Origin of the sequence: Chengkuizengella marina, from assembly GCF_009910845.1 — a bacterium.
Taxonomy (GTDB): Bacteria; Bacillota; Bacilli; order Paenibacillales; family KCTC-33759; genus Chengkuizengella; species Chengkuizengella marina.
This window is the reverse complement of sequence record NZ_SIJB01000004.1, coordinates 83,576-104,676: the sequence shown is the minus strand read 5'-3', so window position 1 is coordinate 104,676 and position 21,101 is coordinate 83,576. Positions and strand designations below refer to the sequence as shown.

The following is a 21,101-nucleotide window of genomic DNA, read 5'->3' as shown; positions in this document are numbered from 1 at the left end:
TAGTAATATTAATTCAAAAATTTAGATAAATATAAATACCAAGTATTCTATGTTTTCTAACAATTTCCTTCTAAAATTTTCATAAAAAAAACATTTTTTTTATTAGCGCTTACAAAGTAATAAATTAGAAAAAAAGACTTTATATGTCTAGAAAAAATAAAACTTCTAATTTATAATTAGAAGTTTATTACACCTAAATGTCTTCAATATTTTTCTATAATTTGAATAATTTGAAATATGACTCTTTATCTACATATTCCGTCGATACTGCCCACCGACTTCATACAAAGCTTTTGTAATTTGTCCTAAACTCGCTACTTTTACTGTTTCCATTAATTCTTCAAAGATATTTTCTCCATGAATAGCTTTTGCTTTTAAACGTTTTAAAGCAGCATTTATATGCTCCTTATTTCGCTCCTGGAAGTTTTTTAAATTTTGAATTTGGGTTTCTTTTTCTTCCTCTGTTGCCCTTGCTAATTCCATATTATTCACATCTTCATCAGAAGGTGGATTTGGATTGACATAAGTATTCACACCTATGATCGGCAATTCACCAGAATGTTTTTTCATTTCATAAAACATAGATTCTTCTTGTATTTTTCCTCGCTGATATTGAGTTTCCATTGCACCTAATACTCCACCACGATCATTAATTCGTTCAAATTCTTGTAAGACAGCTTCCTCAACTAAATCTGTAAGTTCTTCTATAATAAACGATCCTTGCATTGGGTTTTCATTCTTTGTTAGTCCATGTTCTTTGGTTATAATCATTTGAATCGCCATTGCACGTCGAACTGATTCTTCTGTAGGCGTAGTTATTGCTTCATCATAAGCATTGGTGTGTAGGGAATTACAATTGTCCTGCAATGCCATTAAAGCTTGAAGTGTTGTTCTAATGTCATTAAAATCAATTTCCTGAGCATGTAAAGATCTGCCTGAAGTTTGTACATGATATTTGAGTTTTTGGCTTCGCTCATTTGCTCCATATTTATCACTCATCACAGTTGCCCAGATACGACGAGCTACTCGACCAATCACTGTATATTCTGGATCAAGACCATTGCTGAAAAAGAAAGAAAGGTTCGGAGCAAAGTCATCAATATCCATACCTCGACTTAAATAGTATTCAACATAGGTAAACCCATTAGACAATGTAAATGCCAGTTGTGAAATCGGATTGGCACCCGCTTCTGCAATATGGTAACCAGAAATGGATACAGAATAATAATTACGAACATTCTTTTCAATAAAGTATGCCTGTATATCTCCCATCAATCTTAAAGCAAACTCTGTTGAAAAAATGCAAGTGTTTTGTCCTTGATCTTCTTTTAAAATATCTGCTTGCACAGTTCCTCTTACAGATTGTAAGGTATTATTTTTCACATCCATTTGTTCATCTTCTGTTAAAGGCCGTCCCAATTCCTCTTGCACTTTCTGTATTTGTTGTTGTATAGCAGTATTTAAAAACATGGCCAATATAATAGGAGCAGGTCCGTTAATTGTCATCGATACAGAGGTGGTTGGAGCACATAAATCAAATCCATCATATAACTTATTCATATCATCAAGTGTACAAATACTCACTCCACTTTCTCCAACTTTTCCATAAATATCAGGACGAACATGTGGATCTTCTCCATATAAAGTAACAGAATCAAAAGCAGTACTTAAACGTTTTGCTGTATCATCCTTTGATAAATAATGAAAACGACGATTCGTTCGTTCAGGTGTCCCTTCACCTGCAAACTGGCGTTTTGGATCTTCACCTTCACGTTTAAAGGGAAACACTCCTGCAGTATATGGAAAGGAGCCAGGCACATTTTCTTTATAAACCCAACGAATAATTTCCCCATAATCTTTGAACTTTGGTAAAGAAACTTTGGGAATTTGTAATCCTGATAAACTTGTTGTCGTTAAATCAGTGACAATTTCTTTATCACGTACCTTGGATATAAATTGTTGAGAGCTATATTTTTGCTTTTGATCCTCCCATTGTTCTAAAATACGTCTAGAAGATGGTGACAATCTTTGGTGGTAGTCCTGTAAATAAACTTGCAAAGCAGGTAACATTTCATCATCTTTTTGCTTCAATATATTGATCGTACCTTCAATTTGATATAACAAACGAGCTATATTTTCCTGCTCTTCTGCATGTCGATGATATCTCCTGACGGTGTCGGAAATTTCTCGTAAATAATGTCTTTGTTTATTGGGAATAATGATGTTTTGTTTTTTGATTTCTTTCTCTTTAGTTAATGAAGTCGTCCAATTCAATCCCAATTTTTCATTTAGTTTTTCAATTAGAGCAACAAACAAGGAATTTGTTCCTGCATCATTAAATTGACTTGCTATTGTTCCATAAACAGGCATTTCATCTAGTTCTTGCTCAAATAACATATGGCTTCTTTGAAATTGCTTTTGAACTTGATTTTTTGCGTCCTCCGAACCTTTTCTCTCAAACTTATTAATCACAATTAAATCTGCAAAATCCAACATATCGATTTTTTCAAGTTGAGAAGGTGCTCCGAACTCACTTGTCATTACGTATAAGCTAACATCACATATTTCAGAGATTTCCGCATCTCCTTGTCCAATACCACTAGTTTCTACAACAATAACATCAAAATCTGCTGCTTTTACTACATCTAAAGCATCATGAATAGCTAAAGATAGTTCAGATTTTGACCCTCTCGTAGCCAAACTTCTCATGTAGATACGCGATGAAAATATAGCATTCATCCGAATACGATCACCTAATAAGGCTCCACCCGTTTTTTGTTTTGTTGGATCAACAGATAAAATAGCTACTTTTTTATTTGGAATTTCATTGATAAATCTACGAATCAGCTCATCTGTAAGTGAACTTTTTCCTGCTCCACCTGTCCCAGTTATACCAATTACAGGGACATTGCGAGTCATTTGTTTGATCTTGTTCATCACTTCAGTTGCTGGTTTAAAATCATGATTCACACTCATTTCAGCAGCAGTAATCATTCTAGCAATAGAAACAGGTTCGCCATTTCTTAATTTAGTTATATCTTCTAAAATATTTTGATTAATGGTTAAAAAATCACATTCCTCTAACATTTTGTTGATCATGCCCTGTAAACCTAATGTTCTACCATCCTCAGGTGTAAAAATACCCGATATTCCGTATTCATGTAATTCTTCAATTTCACGAGGGATAATAACGCCACCCCCACCACCATAAATCCGAATATGTGATGCACCTTTTTCGTTTAATAAATCATACATATACTTAAAATATTCTACATGGCCCCCTTGGTAAGAAGAGATTGCGATACCTTGCACATCTTCTTGAATCGCTGCATTCACTACTTCCTCCACCGACCGGTTATGACCTAAATGAATAACTTCTGCACCACTTGCCTGTAAAATTCTCCTCATAATGTTAATGGATGCATCATGTCCGTCAAACAGACTAGATGCAGTGACGAATCGAATATGGTTTTGTGGACGATATATTTCTTCAATATTCAAAAGAAATACCCCCTTCAGTAATCTCATTATGTTCTAAGGATAATGCCTATGTTTAACTTATCTGATTCAAGTTATTTTGTTAGCATTCTTCCAATCACTAGTTTTTGAATTTCTTGCGTCCCTTCATATATCTGGGTAATTTTAGCATCTCTCATATAACGTTCTACAGGATAATCCTTTGTATACCCATATCCTCCAAAAACTTGAACAGCTTCTGTTGTTACTTTCATTGCAGTATCTCCAGCAAACAACTTAGACATGGCAGACTCTTTTCCGTAAGGCAAACCTTCTGATTCCAACCAAGCTGCTTGATAAGTTAATAATCTTGCGGCTTCAATACTAGTAGCCATCTCTGCTAACTTAAAGCTAATTCCTTGCTGATGGATGATCGGTTTACCAAATTGATGTCTTTCTTTTGCATAAGCTATTGCCGCATCAAGTGCACCTTGCGCAATACCTACCGCTTGTGCTGCTATTCCGTTACGTCCTCCATCTAATGTCCTCATCGCAATTTTAAATCCTTCGCCTTCTGCTCCTAATCTATTTTCCATTGGAACACGACAATCTTCAAAGATGATTTCTGTAGTAGGCGATGAACGAATACCAAGTTTACTTTCCTTTTTACCTACCAAAAATCCTTTAAAATCTTTCTCAACAATGAATGCACTAGTTCCATTATGTTTACTTGAAGGATCTGTAAGAGCAAAAACAACATAATAGTCAGCTATGCCTCCATTCGTTATAAAAATCTTTGATCCATTCAGTATATAGTCATCCCCATCTCGTACTGCAGTTGTTTTCATACCTCCTGCATCTGAACCAGATCCAGACTCTGTTAATCCATATGCACCAATCGATTCCCCTAATGCCATTGGTTTTAAATATTTCTGCTTTTGTTCTTCTGTTCCAAACGTATAAATAGGCCAACCAGCCAATGATGTATGGGCAGATAACGTAACTCCAGTTGAAGCACAAACACGAGAGAGCTCTTCTACAACTATACAGTATGCTAAATAATCACTACCTATCCCTCCATATTGCTCTGGCCAAGGGATTCCTGTTAGTCCTAATTCAGCCATTTTATCAAAAATTTCACGATCAAAACGTTCCTCTTCATCACGTTCAGCAGCGGAGAGTGCCACTTCATTCTTAGCAAAATCTCGAATCATGTCTTGAATCATGGAATGCTCTTCTGTTAATTTAAAATTCATAACCATCTACCTTTCAGTGATTAATGAGTGTTCAAAAAGTCAATATTCAGTTAGAGTTCTTTACTAATCACAATTTTTTGAATTTCACTAGTTCCTTCATATAATTGGGTCACTTTTGCATCTCTAAAAAAACGTTCAACTGGATAATCCTTTGTGTAACCATACCCACCAAATACTTGTATTGCTTCCGTTGTAACTTTCATTGCTGCCTTAGATGCATATAGTTTAGCCATTGAAGCTTCTTTTCTACACGGTAATCCTTTCGTCTTTAAAAAAGCGGCTCGATAAACTAGTAATCTAGCAGTCTCTACAAGTGTCTCCATTTCTGCTAGTTTAAATGCTATCCCTTGTTGGTGGGCAATCGGTTTTCCAAATTGCTGACGCTCTTTTGCGTACTTGATTGCTTGCTCACATGCTGCTTCTGCAATACCTAACGCCTGTGCAGCAATGCCAATTCGACCAACTTCTAAGTTTGCCAATGCAATTTTAAACCCCTGTCCTTCTTCACCTAATAAATTTTCAGCGGGGACTTTCATATTTTCAAATATTAATTGAACCGTTCTCGAACCATGTAAACCCATTTTCTTTTCATCTTTACCGAACACTAATCCCTCAGTATTTTTTTCAACTATAAATGCAGAAATGCCACGACTTCCTGATTGACTTTGATCTGTTCTAGCAAAACATATATAGGTGTCTGCTTCTCCACCATTTGTAACAAACATCTTTGAACCATTCAAAATATAATAATCACCTTGTTTTATAGCTTTTGTTTTGAGACTGGCTGCATCTGATCCCGAGTTTGATTCTGTTAAACAAAAAGCTCCCAAATAAGACCCTGAAGCTAATTTAGGTATATACTTTGACATCTGCTCTTTTGTTCCATAATAAAGAATTGGATTTGTTCCAACGGAAGTATGGACAGATAAAATGACACCTATGGTAGCACTAACCTTGGATATTTCATGGATCGCAATAATGTATGAAGTAAAATCCATTTCTGCTCCACCTAAATGTTCAGGTATTGTAATTCCCATCAGTCCAAGTTTAGACATTTTATTAATAATCTCTTTTGGAAATTCCCCGTTTTCTAAACGATCTATAAAAGGAGTAATCTCATCCTCTGCAAAATCTATAATCATTTTTCTCAGTATTTCTTGTTCAGGCGTAAATCTAAGGTTCAATATTCATTCCCCCTAATATTCACTTTCTACATATTTTAAATTAAATTTAAAAAAGATAATACAAGAGAAAAGGTTTGCTTGAGGAGTATAGCATTCGCCTTTAAAATTGAAAAGATGTTGTATCATCTAACCAAATTTTCAATTTTAATTGCATCCAGAAAGCAACCCTTTTTTATTGCAAATATTTTTTATTGAACAATCTCTTCTTAAATCAACATTTGTTATGATTCATAAATAAAAAATCCTCTACCTGATTTCCTTCCTAACCAGCCTGCTTTAACATATTTTCTTAACAACGGGCATGCACGGTATTTATCGTCACCAAAACCATCATGCAGAATTTCCATAATATACAAACAAGTATCTAAACCAATAAAATCTGCTAGTGTTAACGGACCCATGGGATGATTCATTCCTAACTTCATCACCTCATCAACCGCTTCCGGTGTTGCAACTCCCTCATAAACTGTATATATTGCTTCATTAATCATCGGCATTAAAATACGGTTAGAAACAAAACCTGGAAAATCATTGACTTCTACGGGTACTTTGTTCAGTTTTTTTGTTAAATCTTCAATAATTTCATATACTTCATCACTCGTTGCTAATCCTCGAATGATTTCCACTAACTTCATCACGGGTACTGGATTCATAAAGTGCATGCCGATCACTTTTTCAGGTCGTTTTGTTGCTGCTGCGATCTCAGTAATAGGAAGTGAAGAAGTATTTGTTGCAAGAATGGTGTGTTCTGATGTGATGGAGTCTAATTTTGCAAAAAGATTTGACTTTACCTCCATATTTTCAACTGCAGCTTCAATTACCAGATCAACTCCACTTACCTCATTTAAAGCTAAATTAGGAGTGATTCGCTCTAAAACGGACTGTTTCTGTTCATTGGTTAAACGCTCTTTTTCTACTTGACGTGATAAATTTTTATGAATGGTTTTCATTCCTCGATCTATACTTTCTTGATTAATATCATTTAAGACTACATCAAACCCTGACATTGCACAAACCTGTGCAATACCAGCACCCATTTGCCCTGCACCAATCACCAATATTTTTTGTATATTCATATAAACCCTCCATTTACACTTCGATCAAGATTGCATCTCCTTGTCCTCCACCACTACAAATCGCTGCAATACCTAATCCTCCACCTCGCCTTTTCAATTCATGAATTAGAGTTGTAACTATTCTTGCCCCGCTTGCTCCTATGGGATGTCCAAGTGCAACGGCTCCTCCATTGACATTAATTTTTTTTGCGTCCAAAGAGGCAATTTGTTTACTCGCTAAGGCGACTGCTGCAAAGGCTTCATTTATTTCAAACAGTTTAATATCATCTGTTGTTTTACCTGTTTTTTGTAATAATTTATTAATCACAAGACCAGGTGTTTTAGGAAAATCCTTTGCTTCTACAGCGATTTCTGCATGCCCTAATATCGTAGCAAGGGGCTGTTTATCTTCACGTTTAGCACGTTCTTCATCCATTAATACAAGTGCTGCTGCACCATCATTCACTCCGGGTGCATTTCCAGCTGTAATCGTCCCTTCTTTTCCAAATACAGGTTTTAATGATGAAAGCTTTTCTAAGCTTGTGTCCTTTCTAGGAGCTTCGTCCTGTTCTACAATCTGAATTTGACCTTTTCTACCAGGGACTTCAACAGATACAATCTCTTCAGCTAATTTCCCTGCCTCAATAGCTTCAAAAGCTTTTTGATGACTTCTATAAGCCCATTCATCCTGTTCTTCACGGGGAATTCTGTATTCTTCGGCAACCCCATTACCATAAACACCCATATGCACATCAAAAAAACTACAAGTTAAACCATCATGAATCATCATATCTTTCACACTGTTATCACCCATTCTTAAACCCCAACGTGCTTTATCCATAAAATAAGGTGCATTACTCATAGATTCCATCCCACCAGCTACGATCACTTCTTCATCACCAGAACGGATGATTTGATCGCCCAACGTAATACTTCTTAAACCTGACGCACAAACTTTATTTATCGTTTCCGTTTTAACATCCCAAGGTATATCTGCTAATCTAGCAGCTTGTCTTGAAGGGATTTGCCCTTGGCCCCCTTGCAATACAGAGCCCAAAATAACTTCATCTACATTTTCAGGATTGACACCAGCACGAACTAGCGCTTCCTTTACAGCTATACCCCCTAACTCAACGGCTTTTAAAGAGCTTAAACCTCCCCCAAATTTTCCAAAAGGTGTACGAGCTGCACTTAAAATCACTGTTTTCCCCACAAAAATTCCTCCTTAATTCCATTGGATACAAAGGTTATATTTATCCTGTATGCGCTTCCAATACAGATATATTAAATTCATTTCTACAATTCTATTATATAGGAAAAAGATAAAAATAGAAATAAGTTTCATTTTTTATTTTTATTACCAATTTAACGTGTTAAAATGGTTATGTGTTAGTTAGATGCTCTATTAACATGAGAATTTTTTAATTAAACTATAATGGTTATTCATGATAAACAAAGGAAATGTTTCCATTTTAAAAAAATTGATAATATAAACTTTTATGTTATATATTTACAAAATTCAGAATATTCTGTAAAGTATGACTTAGGGGATAATTTGATAGTTAAATGCAATCTGGTGATGACTTTTGTAACAAAAAAATTATCGGAGGGTGAGCAATGAGATTAAAACGATTATTTTCTGTTTTTATGGCAATTGCACTAATTCTATCTTTTTCAATTACTAGTTCAGCAGAGTCTACTTCACAAGACAGTACTATCATAGTAAAGTTCAAAGATAAAACTTCCAAAAGTATGCAGCAACAAATTCATAAAGAAGCAAAAGCAGAGGTCCTAAAGAAGAATAAACAAATCGGTTTTGAAGTTATTAAAGTAAAAGGAAAATCAGTAGAGAAAGCTTTAGAACAATATAAAAACAGAGCCGATGTAGAATATGCAGAACCTATTATTGAATACTACGCTCTATTTACTCCAAATGATCCACTTTATGCAAGTGACCAATATGGTCCTCAAATCATGGATGCTGAGGATGCTTGGGACATCGAACAAGGTAGCTCATCAGTTGTCGTTGCTGTTATTGACACAGGAGTTCAAGCAAATCATGAAGATTTACAAGGGAAAGTAATCGCAGGTTATGACTTCATCGATAATGATAATGATCCTTCTGATGGGAATGGTCATGGTACACATGTAGCTGGAACAGTCGGTGCAATTACAAACAATGGTATAGGAGTTGCTGGTATGGCTCCAAATGTTAGTATCATGTCTGTACGCGTGCTGAACAATGCTGGTTCAGGTACAAATCAAGGTGTTGCTGATGGAATTACTTATGCTGCAGATAATGGTGCAGATGTAATTAACTTAAGTCTTGGAAGCACTGCTCCTTCTGCAGCAGTAGAAAATGCTGTTAACTATGCGTGGAATGCTGGAGTTGTTGTCGTATGTGCTGCTGGTAATGCAGGAAGTACTAGTCCACATTACCCAGCCTACTATACAAATTCATTGGCAGTGGCTGCTACAGACTCCAACGACAATAAAGCATGGTTTTCTACTTATGGATCTTGGGTAGATGTGGCTGCTCCTGGTGTAGATATTATTTCTACGTGGAATAATGGTGGATATAATACGATTAGTGGAACATCGATGGCTGCACCACATACGGCTGGTTTAGCAGGTCTACTTGCATCACAAGGATTATCACATGTTGAAATCCGCGATAGAATCGAAAGTACTGCAGATCCAATTCCAGGTACAGGTAGCGACTGGACACATGGAAGAGTTAATGCATTGGCTGCAGTAGGGGGGGATGTCCCTGGTCCCGGCCCAGATCCAACTGTAGTCTTTGAAGATGATTTTGAAACGGATAAAGGTTGGACTTCAGACCCTAACGGAAACGACACTGCTACAACAGGTATGTGGGAACGTGCTAATCCTGAATCCACAAGTTATAGCGGAACGAAACAACAAGGAACTACACCAAGTGGAAGTTATGATCTTGTAACTGAAGGAAGTGCAGGTAGCTCTGTAGGTGCGAATGATATTGATAATGGAGATACTACTATAGTATCACCAACAATTTCACTTCCTGCTGAGGGATCACTCACATTATCTTTCTCTTACTACTTAAGTCATTACTCTAATGCTACTAGTGCTGACTACTTCCGCTTAAATCTCGTTCGCTCTGGTGGAAGTACTGTAACAATATTTGAAGAATTAGGAACTTCCAGCGATCAGGATGCAGTATGGTCGGAAACATCAATTGACCTTTCTGCTTATGCTGGAGAAGATGTTCAGCTTCAATTTGAAGCGGCAGATGCTAGCAGTCCTAGCTTGGTAGAAGCTGCAGTAGATGATGTCAAGATCGTACAAAGTACATCATCAACTTTCATAGAACAAGCGATAGATTAGAGACAGTTTTAAAAAAAACTATCTTATTTAACCCCTAATCATATTTGATTATAAAAGTCATCATCCATCATAATCCTAAGCCCTAATGGGGCTTAGGATTTAGTTTATTTACAAACATTTTTATTGTTGAACAATACCCATACATTTGTTATATTTACATAAATTAAACCTGTAATTAGGAGAGTGTTTCATGTATATTCCAAAAGCTTTTGAAGTAGAAGATAAAGAACAAATTTTTAAGTTTTTAAAGAAAAATAGTTTTGGAATGTTAGTTTCTGATCATGACCGAATCACTGCTTCACATTTACCTTTTTTGATAGATCAAAAAGATTTGAAGTGTTACGGTCATATGGCAAAATCGAATCAACAGTGGAAAGAGTTAGATGGACAGGAGGTTTTAATTGTTTTTCAAGGACCTCATGCTTATATTTCTCCTCAGTGGTATGGAGAGGAAAACACTGTACCTACTTGGAACTATATGGCTGTACATATTTATGGAACCTTCATAATTCAAGATCAAGAAGAGCAAGTCATCAAACAGCTAGAATCAATGGTAAGTACATACGAATCTTATTTTAAAACACCTTGGAAAGCTGACTTTTCCTCAGACTATAACAAAAATTTAGTAAAACATATTGTGGGGTTTGAAATTCTCATCAAAGATATACAATGTAAATTCAAATTGGGTCAAAACCATCCGATTGGGAGAAGGAAAAATGCTATTATGGGATTAAGAGAAACTAAAAAACATGAGTCTGTTCAGATAGCTGATGCCATGGAACAAACACTAGAGAATTAAGCTTTGGATTTTAACTCTACCCACTCCTCTCTTAAAATCCCCATCTTAACGGAATCACAATACTCCCCGTTTACAATTCTAGCTTTTCTAATTCTTCCTTCCTCTACCATACCTATCTTATTAGCCAAGCGAATCATTCTTTCATTTCCTGACCAAGTAGAAATACCTATTCTTACGACATCCATCTTCTCAAAAATGTAATCCGTCCATAAGGAAAAAGCTTCTGTCCCATATCCTCCAGACCAATATTTAGAGTCATAAATAACAATTCCATTATTAAGCCAATTTGTACATTCATCCTCCCAATACCAGCCTACTGTACCAATTAACTTACCATCAACTTCTATGACTAATATATCTCTCGGTTGAGAAGTACCAACTTTTATTAAATCATACTTATAATCTTCCAAAAATTGATCAAAAGTCTTCTCAGGTCTAGTGTAATAAGGACCGTTCCATTTTAAGTGCTCTCTATCTTCAGCTTCATATATCCAATAGTATATCATCTGTAGATCTTTTTCTGTTAAATCTCTTAAAATCACTTTTTGACCTGCTAAGTATGTCATATTTGTTTGCATATAAACCTCGTTCCTAATTATCATTCTACTTAATTTTAATCTGTTTATTCTCTAATGCTCACGTTCAATTATTAAGTCCTGTTTGCCTCTAATTTTATAAAGCTCTGGCGTATGAATATTTTTCCCAAAAGTAAACTGGTTTGCCCAAAAGAACAATGGATTCGTATCATACAATACTTCTTCAAATTCTACTCCGGAAATTTGGCTAATCATATTTAGGGGTACTTGATAATTTTCAATAGTTTTAAATAACTTACCATATTCATTAAACCAAAAATCATCTTGTTTAACCACGAAAGCTAAACAACGTAATTCCTTTTTTTTATTTACATAAAACATAACCTTCCAGAATCCTGCTGGTATTTGAATCCCACAGCCTAACTTTCGATCTTCACCACAATATTCCCTATCATGATCGGTAAAAATAGGACCTGTAAAAATAGATAGTTTTTTCAAGTAATTATCCTCATGTTCTAAAATCCAATTTTCAATTTGATTCCAAATCCCTTGATTAATTTCACCGTGTTGTAAAACGATATTTCCCCAGCAAAAAGAATCAAAATTAGCTTGTTTTGCTTCTTCTAAACTTCCCCAACAAACATCTCTTCTTCGAACCATGTGTCCTCGATCCCAAGGGTTATTTCTATAAAACTCGTTTCCAATCTGATTCTCTACACCCATCTGATTACAAAAATGCCAATCATCCTTGCGTCTAATATTTTTCATCGTATTTTTGTCTATATTATTAGCACCATAAATTAGAAATCTACGCCTTTTATTCATTACTAAAGAAAAATGTGTATATTGAAAAAGCTCACCACAATTTAATGCATCTAACTTTGTTTGATCAATTAACCTTGGAATCGGGATAATGTAATCATTTCCTAAAAAGTTGGGATCAAACCCTTTTTTTAACATTCGTTATCCCTCCTTATTTTAGTATACAGTATTTTTCTATTATGACATATTATATGGAAGTTGTTGCTAAATAGTATTGAAAGATTCTATAATGGAAGAGGAATTGTATACTTTTATCGAATATATATGTATTAGATTTAAATAAAATTAGAATGGGTGGATGTTATGGAAGTGAAAAATAATACGAAATTTAATGAAATGGAGTACGTTAGACCAGACATAGAAAAAATAGAACAACAATTTCATGCTTTATTAGAAGACTTTAATTCAGCTAAAACTGCAGATCAACAAATTCAAACCATGTATAAAATTAATGAAATTCGCAATTCATTTGATTCTATGACTCAACTAGTTTACATAAGGCATACTGTGAATACAAATGATGAATTTTATAAAAAAGAGCAAGACTTTATGGATGAAAACACACCGGTTATGGAGAACATAACGAATCAGTTCTACAAAGCACTTGTACATTCAAAATTTCGCGATCAGCTAGAAGAAAAATGGGGAAAACAACTCTTTGATTTAGCAGAACTCACTTTAAAAACTTTTTCACCTGACATCATCGAGGACTTGCAAAAAGAAAATAAATTATCTAGTGAATACACAAAATTAATCGCATCAGCAAAAATTAATTTTGAAGGGAATGAACTTAACTTACAACAGTTAAATGCGTATAGCCAATCCCCTGATCGTATAATAAGAAAAAAAGCGGAAAATGCACGAACGGACTTTTTTGTTAAAAATGAAGGACAGTTTGATCATATTTTTGATCAGTTAGTGAAAGTTCGCACCAAAATTGCAAAAACTTTAGGCTATGATTCATTTACTCCATTAGGATATAACCGAATGACGAGAACAGATTATGATGCTAAAATGGTAGCCAATTTCAGAAAACAAGTTCGAGAGATTATTGTACCTTTAGCAACTAAACTTCGTGAGAGACAACAAGATCGTATTGAAGTAACTACTCTTTACAACTATGATGAGAATTTCAACTTTAAGTCTGGGAATGCTGCACCTAAAGGAGATGCAGATTGGATCATAAATAACGGTAAAACAATGTATAATGAACTATCTCCTGAAACAAATGAATTTTTCCAATTTATGTCTAACAATAAGCTAATGGATTTAGTAAGTAAAAAAGGAAAAGCTGGTGGCGGATACTGCACCTATATTAATAAGTATAAAACTCCTTTTATATTTTCTAATTTTAACGGTACATCAGATGACATCGATGTATTAACACATGAGGCAGGACATGCCTTTCAAGTTTATATGAGTCGTTCTATAAATCTACCTGAATATAAATGGCCTACAGCAGAAGCGTGTGAAATTCATTCCATGAGCATGGAATTTTTAACATGGCCTTGGATGACATTATTTTTTGAAGAGAACACAGAAAAATATAAATTCACTCATTTAAGCGGAGCTATTTTGTTTATACCTTATGGTGTAGCGGTTGATGAGTTCCAACATTTTGTACATGACAATCCAGAAGCTAGTCCTGAACAAAGAAAAGCTAAATGGAGAGAAATTGAAAAAGTATACTTACCTCACCGAATATATGATGATAATCATTATTTAGAAAACGGTGGATTTTGGCAGAAACAAGCTCATATATTCAATATTCCTTTTTACTATATTGATTATACTTTAGCACAAATTTGTGCTTTACAATTTTGGAAAAGAGCACAAGAGAACCCTTCACAAGCATGGCAAGATTATTTACACTTATGTAAATTAGGAGGAAGTAAGTCTTTCATAGAACTTGTGAAGGAAGCAAATTTAATTTCCCCTTTTAAAGACGGTTGTGTTCAGTCTGTAATAAATGAAATTGAAACATGGTTAGATCAAGTGGATGATAAAAAACTTTAATATTTTAAAAGTAATGAGTCACTAGTATGGATTCATTAAAAAGACGATTTACCCTCCTAACACGAGGAAAATCGTCTTTTTTCAGAGATACATTTATAAGATTAGAAGTTATTATTGAGTACTAAAGCTAATTCCTGTATCATCCATATTACTTACCTTAGTAGCACCTGATATATTCATTTGTCCAGTTGCTAGACTTATACCTAAACTACCAATCCCTACCTCTGTATGGGCATAATGACCGAATACATTTCCAGTTGTAAAATTGCTGTTAGCTAAAGTCGCATTGAAGTACATATATCCTCTATTGTTACGTGCTTGGTAAATTGAGTCGTTAGCTAATAAATCATACTCAAAAGCAATCCCTTCACTAGACTTTTTGGTGGCAGAATTACTAGTAACATGCTTAGTATCTTTGTAACTCCCAAATACAGAATAACGGTCATAAGTATATTTAAAAAATTCCGAATTTTGATTATACGTAAAAGCATCTGAGTAAGAAATTCCAACTACGTCTCTCAAAGCGAAATATGGTGTTGTAAGCCATTCGAAGTCATGTTTAAAACGGTATTGTCCAGTTGCATCTCCGTTTGAGTCTACATACTTGGTAACATAAGTTGTAACTGACATCCAGGAAGTTTGCTCTGAATCAGATATAAGATCATTTAAAGTTGAAAAATCTATATTTTGCAATTCTTTTTCTTCTTTCCATTTTTTTATGTTGTCTTTTGCATTTTTTTCACTAACTTCTTTAACCTTATTATTTTTTGCATCTACTTCAAACCATTTTTTTTGTGTTCCTATTACTTCACCATATAATCCTTCTTGTAATGTATACTCTTCAATAGTCATTTCGTTTATATCTTGTAATGTAAATCCTAAATCTTGTAAGCGCTTAATTTCTTTTCCTTTTAGTTTTGTTACATCCTTAACCAAAATATCTTTATCAAACTCATCCAAGTTAATAGATGCGTACGAAACAGCTCCTTGACCAATTAATAATGAGATCACTAACAAACATGACAAAATTTTTTTCATTTTAGATTCTCTCCCTATAAAAAATTTTATTATGCCTGAATTATTAAGATAAATTTCATAAAATTGAAGGTACAAAAAGGTTAAAGGTAAAAATTATTTTAAGATGACCTCATATTGAACCTGTCAATATATTGTTTGTTTATGAAAATCTTATGATGTTAATCAAGATTTAAATTATTAAATAACCTCTTTCAATTTGTCTTTATTGAAAAGCTTTTCAAATATTAATTTTCACTAATAAGAAAGAAATGGATAACAATAAATATTAGTAATAAATCAATCTTTTTTATTTTTAAGGATATCTAGTTTCATCTTTTCTATAATAATTTCTTTCTCTAAATTCTCCTTTCCTATTATTTTAAATATCATTTTTTTTATCTTTAATAAATACACCCCCTCATTGATAGATAATTTTAAACTAAAAACAACTAAATATTAGATAGTTATCTCTAACAATTATAATTATATACTAATTTGGAAAATTATTCAATCATAGAGTGATTTATTTATCTATTATTTTTTAGAAAAAGGGCGATCGTACAAACCAACTATTACTCCAAAACATAAAATTAAATAGGAATAAGATCAATAATAGTAATTTCTATCTATCCATTAAAAAATAAAATTTTAAAGTGGATTTTTAAAATCACTTAGGAGGTGAAAAGATGGATAAATGTAGAGGGGCTTGGGGTTTATGCTTAGGTGCATTCATTGCATTAGCAGGGATTGCAATTGGTTTAGGAATTGCAGCAAGTGGTCTTGTGAGAGCAGTTGCAAGAAACCCTAGTCTTACTAATGAACTTCTACAATTCACTTTCTTTATAGCAATCTTACCTAGTATAATTATCTTTTTAATTGCAGTCTTTTTTTTATTCATTTGTTTGATCAAAAAAATAATTCATTAATGTATTTAAATTGAGTGTGGGATTGTTATGACCTTGTGCTCTATCAATCCCTTATCAAATATTGATTTTTCGTTTATCCTCGTTCACCATCAAAACATTTCCATCCAAATCTTTAAATGTAAAAAAAGAAATATTCTCATGAACTTCAATTTCGCTTGTAATTTCAATGCTTAAACTTTTCACATGCTCATAAGAAGCATGTATATTGTCTGTGTCAAAAAATAAAATCGGTTTGTCACTTTGATTTGGTACATCTTTTCTATGACCATCTAATATTATTCCTGCACCACCAATTGTAACTAAATCATAAATATTTCCTTCATGTGCCGTTTCCTTCACAGGTAATCCTAATAATTTACTATAGAATCTAATTGCTCGCTGCATATCCGAAACATGGATAAATACAGCACCAACATGGTTTTTAATAGGACTATTCATATAAAATTTTTCACTCCTGTATCTTGTTAATTGTTGTTCTCTTTATTTTCTCTAATGGATTTTTTACGAGATTAATTTTCTGAATTATTCCATTCTTCCATTAAAATATCAAATTTTTTCATCACTTTTTTATGTTCTTCGTTAAATTCTTCTAAACTTATTACACCTTGATCAGCTAATAATTTCGTTAAAGCTATGATTTTTGCATCTGTATTAATACTCTGTTCTATTAAACCTTTTATTGATAACTTGTCCAGCATCTTATCCATTAAGTCCCATCCTTTCCGAATACTATAATAGCTATATTAACATGAGAAATAAATATTATAAACAAATTCCAGAATATATGTTTATTTAACTACAATGTACATTACAGAAGAAAAAAGGCATCACTTATAAGCAATGCCTACCTTTAATACTTATTCAATATTTAATAACTACTTTTAGCCTAATCTAAATATAATCCCATGTCCGCCTTTTGGATATTCCCATTTGATATTTTCATGTGGACAACCAATTCTACAACTTCCACACTCATGACAGCCTTCATATCCTACATGCATGCGAATGTCTTCCCACTTATAGACTTCAGCCGGACAAAATATGGTACAAAGTTTATCCGGACATTTTTCTATACAAACATCATGATCCAATACATGTAAATGGGATTCTGTATCTGCCTTAAATCGGATCAAATATTGCTTTTCTTCAATCGTTTGAGCATTTTTGTTCTCTTCCATATTTATTTCATCACCTTCCATGCACGATATAGGTCTTTAACAACTGTAAACGTCCCTTTTTCTTTGGTAAATGTTTTTAAAGCCTCTCTTTGTTTATCTCTCTTAGAAGTACCGTCAACAGTTAAAAAGCCACTTGCAGCACGATTAATCATTGGTATATAATCTTTAAAATATTGTGGTTGTTCTTCAAAGGTATGATTCGCATCTTTATACTTTTTCAAATCTTTACCTATAAAGCTATCAAGTATAGCTGTTTTATAACTGGATAACGTATCTTCTGAAAAATCTCCTTTTTCTTTTGCCGCTATAATCGTTTCTGCCGCAAGAGTACCAGAAGCCATCGCCATATTAGAACCTTCACGATGAATCCCATTTACCATTTGTGCCGCATCTCCAACTAATAACACTCCATTGCCATACAGCTTAGGAATCGAGTAATATCCACCTTCAGGAATCAAATGAGCTAAATATTCAGCTGACTCAGCTCCTTTAATAAGTGGACTGACCATTGGATGGTTTTTGACATACTCTATTAATTCATAAGGTTTCATTTTGGCTTTAATCATACTTGAAAGCGTTGTACCCACTCCAAGATTTAAACTTTCTTTATTTGTATAAATAAAGGCTGTTCCTAAATTCCCTTTTGTTGCATCTCCAAATAATTCTATTGTAACCCCCTGATTATCTGTTACATTGAAGCGATCATTAATGACTTCTTTAGGAAGATTTAATACTTCCATGACGGTCAGTGCTACTTCTTCTGGTTTTAGTTCGTTATGGTATCCTAACTTTTTAGACAGTAGTGAATTCACACCATCTGCAAGTACAACCACATCCGCATAAACATCTCCATCAGGACGATCCGTCCTTACCCCCACTACTTTTCCTTCTTCCACGATACATTCAAGCACTACAGTTTCATTAATAAGCAAAGAACCCGCTTCCACCGCTTTATTTGCAAACCATTGATCAAATTTGGCTCGTAAAATGGTATAGTTGTTACATGGTTCTTCTTCCCAACTATTATTTTTCACACTTGTTGTAACCATCGAATCTTTATCTAATAACCAGGCTCTTTGTTCCACAATGGCTCTTTCTACCGGAGCATCTTTCCAAAACTCAGGAATGACTGCTTCCATTTGTTTACGATAAAGCACGCCACCCATTACATTTTTTGATCCAGGATATTCTCCACGTTCAATTTGTAATACCTTTAATCCTGCTTGAGCACATTTATAAGCACAGGAAGTACCCGATGGTCCAGCACCTACAACGATTACATCAAATTTTTCAGGCATGTTTTACTTCCCCTTCCTCTTCCTCTTGTTTTAAAGCAATTTTGAATTCTTCTATTAAAATAGGTAAAATTTCTAGTGCATCTCCAACAACGGAATAAGTGGAAGCATCAAAGATTGGTGCATTTGCATCTTTATTAATGGCTATTATGAGTTCTGAATTTTTCATTCCAACAACATGTTGTACGGCTCCAGAAATGCCAATGGCAAAATAAATTTTCGGTGTTACAGTGATACCAGTCTGACCTATTTGATGATCATGGCCGATCCAACCAGCCTCAACCACATCACGACTTGCACCTACACTTCCTCCTAAAACTTCTGCTAACTCATGGATTAAGGCAAAACCTTTCTCATCCACAAGCCCTTTTCCACCAGCAACGATAATATCTGCTTCATCCAACTTTAATTTTTTCTTTGTATCCTTTACAATTTCCAATACTTTCGTGCGCAAATTTTCTTCTTCTACATCCAATGGTTCTTCAATGATTTTCCCTTTACTCCCCATTTCTGGTTGCAGTGCTTTCATTACTTTCGGTCTTACAGTGGCCATTTGAGGTCGATGTTTTTTACATAAGATCGTAGCCATAATATTCCCACCAAAAGCAGGACGACTTGCTTCTAGTAATCTCGTTTCCACTTCTACATCCAACATCGTTGTATCTGCTGTTAATCCCGTACATAAATCTGTTGCAACGGCACTTGCTAAATCTTTCCCGTTTGGCGTCGCCCCAAATAGAAAAATTTCAGGATGGTATTTTTCAGCAAAGTGGTTAACACCCTTCATAAAAGATTCTGTACGGTAGTTCTTGAGAATAGGGTCATCCATCACATACACTTCATCTGCTCCATATTCGAATATAGTTGGACATAAATGTTTGACTTTATCTCCTAAGAGAACACCAGATAAGGGAACATTCAGTTTATCTGCAAGTTTCCTGCCTGCCCCTAATAATTCTAAAGAGACATTTACAATCCGTCCTTCCTTTTGTTCCATGTATACCCATACACCTCTGTTGTTTTCCATCAGGCTCTCCCCCTCTTTTTCTCGAAAAGCTCAGGTTTTTCAAGTAATAAAGATACAATTTGTTTCGATTGCTGTTCGGCGTTTCCTTCTATTTTTTTCCCGCCTTCAAGTTTTGGAGGGGCAAACATTTTTGCTACGATTGTTGGTGATCCTTTTAAACCTAGCTGTTTTTTATCTACATCGTTTAAATCATCAACTTTCCATATCGTCGGTTCATAACGAGCTGCTTTTATCATATTTGGCAGTGGTGAATAAGATACTGGGTTAATATCTTTTTCCACTGTTAATAAACAAGGTAAACTGGATTCAATCATTTCATATCCATCTTCTAACTTTCTTTTAACCACTACTTTTTTTGCCTTCTCATCTACTTCTTTGATTTCAATTACATTCGTTATTGGGGGAATATCCAATCTTCTTGCAATCCCAGGTCCAACTTGACCCGTATCCCCATCAATTGTTTGTTTTCCACATATAATGATATCCACTGGCTTTTCTTCTAGCATTTTTTCAAACGCTTTATATAGTGCATAACTTGTTGCTAACGTATCTGCCCCAGCGAAAAAACGATCAGAGATCAAATACCCTTCATCTGCACCAATTTCTACACATTTTCTAATCATCTTTACAGCATTTGGAGGTCCCATTGATAATACGGATACGGTACCTCCAACTTTTTCTTTCAATCGAACACCTGCTTCAACGGCATGAGAATCAAAAGGATTAAGTATAGCTGGTATTCCTCTTCTGTCTAACGTATTTGTTTTTGGATTTACTTTAATGATTCTAGTGTCAGGTACTTGTTTTACGCAAACCACGATGTGCATGTCTAACATCTTCCCCCTTGTAAATTGAAATATATATCAATCACAATTTGTGATTGTATTCACATAGTTAAACCTACTATGGTCTCCACCTTTACTGGTCATCACTAGAGTTGGTTAGATGGGTATGAGAATGGACTAGTATAAAACGTACTGATGCATTTAGCCAGTACACGATGTACTGATACAGAAGTTTATCACATGGATGAGATAGAAATTATATTCGGCGCATAGCATGTAAATGTTTTAGGTGTAAACCATATATATTAATTATAATTGTAAGTGCTTACACAAAGTACAGATTCATTCATACATGATTTAGAAGATATAATTATGATTTAGGT

At 34.3% G+C, this 21,101-nt stretch carries 18 protein-coding genes and 1 pseudogene; 5 read left to right on the top strand and 14 right to left on the bottom strand.

The genetic code is table 11. The features are described 5' to 3' along the window. Nucleotides 1-249: 249 nt before the first annotated feature. The 5 genes from icmF to ERL59_RS01225 form a co-directional block, all read right to left on the bottom strand. On the bottom strand, nt 250-3,495 hold the full coding sequence (gene icmF / locus ERL59_RS01245) for a fused isobutyryl-CoA mutase/GTPase IcmF (RefSeq protein WP_160643810.1): 3,246 nt from the start codon (nt 3,493-3,495) through the stop codon (nt 250-252). A gap of 77 nt (nt 3,496-3,572) precedes the next feature. After that, nucleotides 3,573-4,712 carry an acyl-CoA dehydrogenase gene (locus ERL59_RS01240; protein ID WP_160643678.1) on the bottom strand — a complete coding sequence of 380 codons (1,140 nt, stop codon included), beginning with the start codon at nt 4,710-4,712 and terminating at the stop codon, nt 3,573-3,575. A 50-nt stretch (nt 4,713-4,762) separates the two neighbouring features. After that, nucleotides 4,763-5,896 carry an acyl-CoA dehydrogenase gene (locus tag ERL59_RS01235; RefSeq protein ID WP_160643677.1) on the bottom strand — a complete coding sequence of 378 codons (1,134 nt, stop codon included), beginning with the start codon at nt 5,894-5,896 and terminating at the stop codon, nt 4,763-4,765. 221 nt (nt 5,897-6,117) lie between these two features. Further along, a complete protein-coding gene (locus ERL59_RS01230; RefSeq protein ID WP_160643676.1) occupies nt 6,118-6,972 on the bottom strand; it encodes a 3-hydroxybutyryl-CoA dehydrogenase in 855 nt (284 codons plus the stop codon). 13 nt (nt 6,973-6,985) lie between these two features. Then, entirely contained in the window at nt 6,986-8,164 is a 1,179-nt protein-coding gene (locus ERL59_RS01225; RefSeq protein WP_160643675.1) for an acetyl-CoA C-acetyltransferase, read from the bottom strand. 404 nt (nt 8,165-8,568) lie between these two features. Between ERL59_RS01225 and ERL59_RS01220 the strand changes: the two are divergent. The 3 genes and pseudogenes from ERL59_RS01220 to ERL59_RS01215 all read left to right on the top strand — a co-directional run. Then, nucleotides 8,569-9,708, top strand: a pseudogene (locus tag ERL59_RS01220) (S8 family serine peptidase); the annotation flags it as partial. Then, nucleotides 9,697-10,317 carry a choice-of-anchor J domain-containing protein gene (locus ERL59_RS21500; protein WP_407925665.1) on the top strand — a complete coding sequence of 207 codons (621 nt, stop codon included), beginning with the start codon at nt 9,697-9,699 and terminating at the stop codon, nt 10,315-10,317. The pseudogene ERL59_RS01220 and the gene ERL59_RS21500, both read left to right, overlap by 12 nt. A gap of 190 nt (nt 10,318-10,507) precedes the next feature. Next, a complete protein-coding gene (locus ERL59_RS01215; protein ID WP_160643674.1) occupies nt 10,508-11,116 on the top strand; it encodes an FMN-binding negative transcriptional regulator in 609 nt (202 codons plus the stop codon). On the opposite strand, the gene ERL59_RS01210 is transcribed toward ERL59_RS01215, so the two are convergent. Both ERL59_RS01210 and ERL59_RS01205 read right to left on the bottom strand, forming a co-directional pair. Next, complete coding sequence (locus ERL59_RS01210; protein ID WP_235929757.1) at nt 11,113-11,694, bottom strand: GNAT family N-acetyltransferase; 582 nt, start codon at nt 11,692-11,694, stop codon at nt 11,113-11,115. The genes ERL59_RS01215 and ERL59_RS01210 overlap by 4 nt on opposite strands. A 51-nt stretch (nt 11,695-11,745) precedes the next feature. Continuing rightward, a complete protein-coding gene (locus ERL59_RS01205; RefSeq protein ID WP_160643673.1) occupies nt 11,746-12,612 on the bottom strand; it encodes a DNA/RNA non-specific endonuclease in 867 nt (288 codons plus the stop codon). Nucleotides 12,613-12,777: 165 nt separating this feature from the next. Here ERL59_RS01205 and ERL59_RS01200 point away from each other — a divergent pair, with 165 nt between their 5' ends. After that, nucleotides 12,778-14,490, top strand: a complete 1,713-nt coding sequence (locus ERL59_RS01200) for a M3 family oligoendopeptidase (RefSeq protein ID WP_160643672.1) — start codon at nt 12,778-12,780, stop codon at nt 14,488-14,490. 111 nt (nt 14,491-14,601) lie between these two features. On the opposite strand, the gene ERL59_RS01195 is transcribed toward ERL59_RS01200, so the two are convergent. Next, nucleotides 14,602-15,528: a hypothetical protein gene (locus ERL59_RS01195; RefSeq protein WP_160643671.1), complete on the bottom strand. Its 927-nt coding sequence runs from the start codon at nt 15,526-15,528 to the stop codon at nt 14,602-14,604. A 665-nt stretch (nt 15,529-16,193) separates the two neighbouring features. On the opposite strand from ERL59_RS01195, the gene ERL59_RS01190 reads away from it, so the two are divergent. Then, a complete protein-coding gene (locus ERL59_RS01190) occupies nt 16,194-16,433 on the top strand; it encodes an ATP synthase subunit c family protein (protein WP_160643670.1) in 240 nt (79 codons plus the stop codon). Between the two features lie 54 nt (nt 16,434-16,487). Here ERL59_RS01190 and ERL59_RS01185 read toward each other — a convergent pair whose 3' ends face one another. The 6 genes from ERL59_RS01185 to ERL59_RS01160 all read right to left on the bottom strand — a co-directional run bounded on the left by ERL59_RS01185 (nt 16,488) and on the right by ERL59_RS01160 (nt 20,760). Then, nucleotides 16,488-16,871: a VOC family protein gene (locus tag ERL59_RS01185; RefSeq protein ID WP_160643669.1), complete on the bottom strand. Its 384-nt coding sequence runs from the start codon at nt 16,869-16,871 to the stop codon at nt 16,488-16,490. Nucleotides 16,872-16,942: 71 nt separating this feature from the next. Then, on the bottom strand, nt 16,943-17,140 hold the full coding sequence (locus tag ERL59_RS01180) for a hypothetical protein (protein WP_160643668.1): 198 nt from the start codon (nt 17,138-17,140) through the stop codon (nt 16,943-16,945). Between the two features lie 174 nt (nt 17,141-17,314). Then, entirely contained in the window at nt 17,315-17,632 is a 318-nt protein-coding gene (locus tag ERL59_RS01175; RefSeq protein WP_160643667.1) for a ferredoxin family protein, read from the bottom strand. Further along, the gene (locus ERL59_RS01170) at nt 17,614-18,909 is read right to left on the bottom strand and encodes an FAD-dependent oxidoreductase (protein ID WP_160643665.1); all 1,296 of its coding nucleotides are present in this window, start codon (nt 18,907-18,909) and stop codon (nt 17,614-17,616) included. Before ERL59_RS01170 ends, ERL59_RS01175 begins: the two co-directional genes overlap by 19 nt. Beyond that, entirely contained in the window at nt 18,902-19,933 is a 1,032-nt protein-coding gene (locus tag ERL59_RS01165) for an electron transfer flavoprotein subunit alpha/FixB family protein (protein ID WP_201763438.1), read from the bottom strand. The genes ERL59_RS01170 and ERL59_RS01165 overlap by 8 nt, the downstream gene beginning before the upstream one ends. Then, nucleotides 19,933-20,760: an electron transfer flavoprotein subunit beta/FixA family protein gene (locus tag ERL59_RS01160; RefSeq protein ID WP_160643663.1), complete on the bottom strand. Its 828-nt coding sequence runs from the start codon at nt 20,758-20,760 to the stop codon at nt 19,933-19,935. Before ERL59_RS01160 ends, ERL59_RS01165 begins: the two co-directional genes overlap by 1 nt. Nucleotides 20,761-21,101 lie beyond the last annotated feature (341 nt).

What these genes read in the sequence shown, in the direction of transcription:
- ERL59_RS01240 (WP_160643678.1), bottom strand. Translation starts at nt 4,712, where the DNA reads ATGAATTTTAAATTAACAGAAGAGCATTCCATGATTCAAGACATGATT.
- ERL59_RS01230 (WP_160643676.1), bottom strand. Translation starts at nt 6,972, where the DNA reads ATGAATATACAAAAAATATTGGTGATTGGTGCAGGGCAAATGGGTGCT.
- ERL59_RS01215 (WP_160643674.1), top strand. Translation starts at nt 10,508, where the DNA reads ATGTATATTCCAAAAGCTTTTGAAGTAGAAGATAAAGAACAAATTTTT.
- ERL59_RS01210 (WP_235929757.1), bottom strand. Translation starts at nt 11,694, where the DNA reads ATGCAAACAAATATGACATACTTAGCAGGTCAAAAAGTGATTTTAAGA.
- ERL59_RS01205 (WP_160643673.1), bottom strand. Translation starts at nt 12,612, where the DNA reads ATGTTAAAAAAAGGGTTTGATCCCAACTTTTTAGGAAATGATTACATT.
- ERL59_RS01200 (WP_160643672.1), top strand. Translation starts at nt 12,778, where the DNA reads ATGGAAGTGAAAAATAATACGAAATTTAATGAAATGGAGTACGTTAGA.
- ERL59_RS01195 (WP_160643671.1), bottom strand. Translation starts at nt 15,528, where the DNA reads ATGAAAAAAATTTTGTCATGTTTGTTAGTGATCTCATTATTAATTGGT.
- ERL59_RS01190 (WP_160643670.1), top strand. Translation starts at nt 16,194, where the DNA reads ATGGATAAATGTAGAGGGGCTTGGGGTTTATGCTTAGGTGCATTCATT.
- ERL59_RS01185 (WP_160643669.1), bottom strand. Translation starts at nt 16,871, where the DNA reads ATGAATAGTCCTATTAAAAACCATGTTGGTGCTGTATTTATCCATGTT.
- ERL59_RS01180 (WP_160643668.1), bottom strand. Translation starts at nt 17,140, where the DNA reads ATGGATAAGATGCTGGACAAGTTATCAATAAAAGGTTTAATAGAACAG.
- ERL59_RS01175 (WP_160643667.1), bottom strand. Translation starts at nt 17,632, where the DNA reads ATGGAAGGTGATGAAATAAATATGGAAGAGAACAAAAATGCTCAAACG.
- ERL59_RS01170 (WP_160643665.1), bottom strand. Translation starts at nt 18,909, where the DNA reads ATGCCTGAAAAATTTGATGTAATCGTTGTAGGTGCTGGACCATCGGGT.
- ERL59_RS01165 (WP_201763438.1), bottom strand. Translation starts at nt 19,933, where the DNA reads ATGGAAAACAACAGAGGTGTATGGGTATACATGGAACAAAAGGAAGGA.
- ERL59_RS01160 (WP_160643663.1), bottom strand. Translation starts at nt 20,760, where the DNA reads ATGCACATCGTGGTTTGCGTAAAACAAGTACCTGACACTAGAATCATT.